The sequence below is a fragment of the Marinimicrobium sp. UBA4209 genome (genome assembly GCF_002381585.1).
Taxonomy (GTDB): domain Bacteria; phylum Pseudomonadota; class Gammaproteobacteria; order Pseudomonadales; family Cellvibrionaceae; genus Marinimicrobium; species Marinimicrobium koreense.
The window spans coordinates 2,126-5,964 of the sequence record NZ_DFTP01000030.1 but is presented as its reverse complement, the minus strand read 5'-3'; the positions used below and the strand labels follow the sequence as shown (position 1 = coordinate 5,964).

Sequence of the window (3,839 nt, the reverse complement as noted above, 5' to 3'; positions counted from 1 at the left end):
TGTCCACGGACAGTGATTCCACAATCACCGGCCGGCCATTTTCCCCGAGGAACCGCTGCACCCAATTGAGCCGCTCGCGGGGCTCGATATCTTTGAAATAGCCGCGCAGGCTGGAGGCAAAGTAGGCGCTCATGGTCAGGCTTTCCCGCACCCGGGTTTCGCCGTTGGGCAGGGCGCTCAATGACCGACGGATGTCGACTCGGCTGGGGTCGAGGGCGGGCACCTGAACCAGCGCAGGGCGCTCTCCCAGGGTCAGCGTCCAGGTGCTTCCCAGCCCGTCCGGTGCGACCCCGAGCAGATCGATGTTTTTGTTGGTGGCATCGATAAAGGTGCCGCCATTCCACTCCGGCAGATACACGACCATATGATCAAACTGATCGATGCTGGGCATGTCGGGGTCCACCGGGCCGGACAGATTGGCCAGGGCCAGCTCGGCGGGAATCCCGGCTTCGCGCAGCAGGCGCCAGAGCAGTACCGAGTGGTCCTTGCAGTCGCCAAAGCGGTCCTGAAGAATCTGCTGCGGTGGGTTGGGGGTGTAGCCGCGCACCCCGAACTCGAGCGCTTTGTAGGTCAGGGTGCGTTGCACATAGCCGGCAAGGGCGGCTATGCGTGCCCCGGTATCGTCCGGGGCGAGGCCGTCGGTGAGTGTGGCCACCAATGCATCCAGCTCCGGAGTGTCCGCGAGAATGACCTCGTTCACCCGCGTCCGGTAGTCTGATCCGGCTTCCCGCCACTGATTTTTACTGACCACAACCACACTGGCCATATAGTCTTCATCGTCCACTTGCATCGGCTCCCACAGCGCCGGGGTCGGGTTTTCCACGGTCCAGAGCAGAGAGTTCCGGCGCTTTTTGGGCTGGGGCGCGTTGGTCTGGTTGTACAGCAGGTAATCCAGTTCGCCCTCGATATAGAGCGCCGATAGCCCGATCGGACGCTGGCCGGACAAATATAGGCGCTCGAACGGGAATCGCTCGGCCGGGGAGCGCTGTTCCAGAGTGTATTCAAACTCGATCCGGTAACCCGGCGCCAATCCGGCCACCGGGGCGCGAACAACCTTGCCGAAGGTGGCCTGGTCGTAGTCCTCGGCATCGCCAATGTACAGGCTGCTCCGGTCCAGTGAAGACACCCGCTCGCCGTCTTCGTCAAACACCTCGAGGCGGTTTATATACAGGCGTTCAGAAAGCGGGTTGTAGCGGGCCATCAGCGTGCTGTGACGATTGACGCCGGCGGTGTCGTGCACCTGGATATGACGCACCTCGGTGGTTTTGAGCGGTCTGGCCGGGTCGTAGTGATAGGCCGTGACCGTCAGGGGGTAATGAGAGTCATAGCCGTCTATATCACTCACCTCGTCCGGAGGCGTCAGGGCGGGCCAGGCCACCGGCTCAATGGGGGTGTTGATGGAGGCGGAATCGCCCTTGCCCAACTGGGCGTTGGTGAAGCGCAGGTATTCAGCGGTGGCCCGGTCACCGGGCTGCAGGACCAGTGCCTGCTCGAATGACGCCTTGGCCTCCCGGTAGCGCTCAAGATGGTATTGGGCATCGCCCCGATAGTTGTACACGGTATTGGAACCCAACCCCCGTTCAATCAGCCGATCGCTGTAGGCGATGACCGCTTCGTAATCCCGCATGTCCCCGAGCACATCCATCCGGGTGAGGTGCAGGTTGGGGGAGTGAACCCCCCGGCGATCCGCCTCATCCAGAACCGTCAGGGCCTGCTGGTAGGCGGATCGGGCCCGGGCGACTTCTGCCTGCGCCTGGATGGCGACTGCGCCGGGCTGGCGGGGGCTGTGCTGGTCTAACACGGCCTGGGCCTGGTCGGCCCGATCCTGTTGCAGCAGGCTCTGCACATACGCGTAGAGGTCGTCTTCTGACAGGGAACCCAGTGCAAAGCCGCGCTGATAGTGGTCGATGGCGGCTGGATAGTTCTGCAGGTGGTACTCAAACCAGCCCAGCCAACCCTGGATCATGGCGTCGCTCTGGGCCTGAATGTCCGGGTGCTGCATGAACGCCAGCCCGTCCCGGTAGCGGTTCAGCAAGTTGTAGGTGGAGGCGGTGTTATTGATATAGACCTTGTCCTGTGGATCGAGTCGGGCGGCAAGGGCAAACCCTTTTACCGCGTCCAGATGGTTCTCTGCATTGTGGAAGTAGAGCCCGGCGGCGTTGTAGAACCAGGCTTGCGCCACGGGGTCGGCCGCAGCGTTGGGCTTTGACCAACTCACAGCGTCGATGACCTCTTCGGACAGAGTATCCAGGGCCGCGTCGTCCAGGGTGGTCCAGACGGCAAACAGGTGGGTGCAATCACCCCGGTTGACCAGGTGATAGCGAAAGCGCAGCGGCAGCTCATTCTCCCTGGGCAGAAGCCGCTCCCAGGACGCCGCCTCCTGTTCGCCAATACGTCGGGATTGGGGGTTGCGGACTCCCGGTGTGGGGTATTCGTGCCCGATGGCCCGTAACAGAGCATAGCGCACCGCCTCTTTACCGGGCCGCCAGTCGGTGAAGCAGGCGGGGACCGAGACGAAGGCTCCCTGCCAGCGCTCCCCGCCAATGTCCGGATGGCTGACATGCTCACTGACCTGTGGCCAGTGGGTCCAGTCGCTCCCGGTCAGGTCCAGTTGGTAGCCAAACGGCGATTCATAGGTCCCGAACGGCTGGCCGCTGGTGACGGGTTGAGCCTCGGAGGATCGGTTTTTCGCGGCGATAGCCCCGGGCGTCAGGACGGTCAACGCCAGAACAAGACTGGCAATACGATACAGGGGAATGCGAGGGGGCATGACGGAGGGTCCTTTATCCGGGTCCTTTTTCCGAGCCGTGATGGCTTATTATGGACCACAGCGCTCATGGGGAGTATGGCACGGGGGTCGCGTTTGTTCTGGGAGTCTAGCCGGAAAGTCCAGGGTGGGCAAATGGCGCGCCAAGTGGCCACCGAGGGGGATTTCGGGTGGTGACAGAGCTTCGGATAATGCTAGTATTTGTCCTTTCTTGCATCACGGCGCCCGGTGCGGCGCTTGAGAATAACAACTGAGGTAATATCGTGTCGAAACAATTGCTGATCTACAACAACATCTCCCCCGTCTCCAGCGAAGCGCACCGCGACTGGTCGATCCAGATTGACAACCACGCCTTTGCCGAGGAGCTGAATTCCGTGCCGCTGCTGGCGACCGAGATCACCTCTGTGGCCCGTGAACTGCCGGTGATTTTTGCCAAGACCCAGGACGATGGCGGTTTTGTTCCCCTGGCGGTGATGGGCCTGAAGAAAGGCCAGAACCTGTTTCTGGACGAGAAAAAGCGCCTGACTATGCGCTATATCCCGGGCTTCCTGCGCCGCTACCCCTTCGCCTTCGCCAATGACGGCAAGACGGACAACTTCACCCTGTGCATCGACGACCAGTTCGAAGGCTGGAGCAAAGATGGCAGCGAGGGCAAGCGCCTGTTCACCGAAACGGGCGAGCAGACCGAAGAACTCAAGGGCGTCATGGAGTTCCTGAAGGACTACCAGTATCGCGCCGAGCTGACCAATGTGTTCTGCAAACGCCTGTCCGAGCTCGAGCTGCTGGAGCCGATGGAAGCCAATATCAAGCTGAAAGACGGCCAGGAAGGCGGCGGTTTCAACCTGACCGGTTTCTACGTGGTCAACCGCGAAAAGCTCAAGAAAATCAGCGACGAAGACGTGTTGGACCTGTTCAAGAAAGACGGTCTGGAGCTGATCTTCAGCCACTTGCAGTCCATGCAGAACCTGAATGCACTGGTCAACAAGTACTCAGAGCAGTCCAAAGAAGCCGCCTGATTGTTTCGGTGGTTCAAAAAACCCGCACTGGCTGCGGGTTTTTTTGTGCCCGGCGT

The 3,839-nt window shown here is 61.0% G+C and carries 2 protein-coding genes; one reads left to right on the top strand and one right to left on the bottom strand.

The window, feature by feature from the left end; all coding sequences use genetic code 11:
* Window positions 1-2,770 (bottom strand): DUF3857 domain-containing protein (locus B3187_RS04420; protein ID WP_286804767.1); only part of this gene is annotated, 2,770 nt, incomplete at its 3' end.
* A gap of 260 nt (window positions 2,771-3,030) precedes the next feature.
* On the opposite strand from B3187_RS04420, the gene B3187_RS04415 reads away from it, so the two are divergent.
* Window positions 3,031-3,783: a SapC family protein gene (locus B3187_RS04415; RefSeq protein WP_024459901.1), complete on the top strand. Its 753-nt coding sequence runs from the start codon at window positions 3,031-3,033 to the stop codon at window positions 3,781-3,783.
* The last annotated feature ends 56 nt before the right edge of the window (window positions 3,784-3,839 follow it).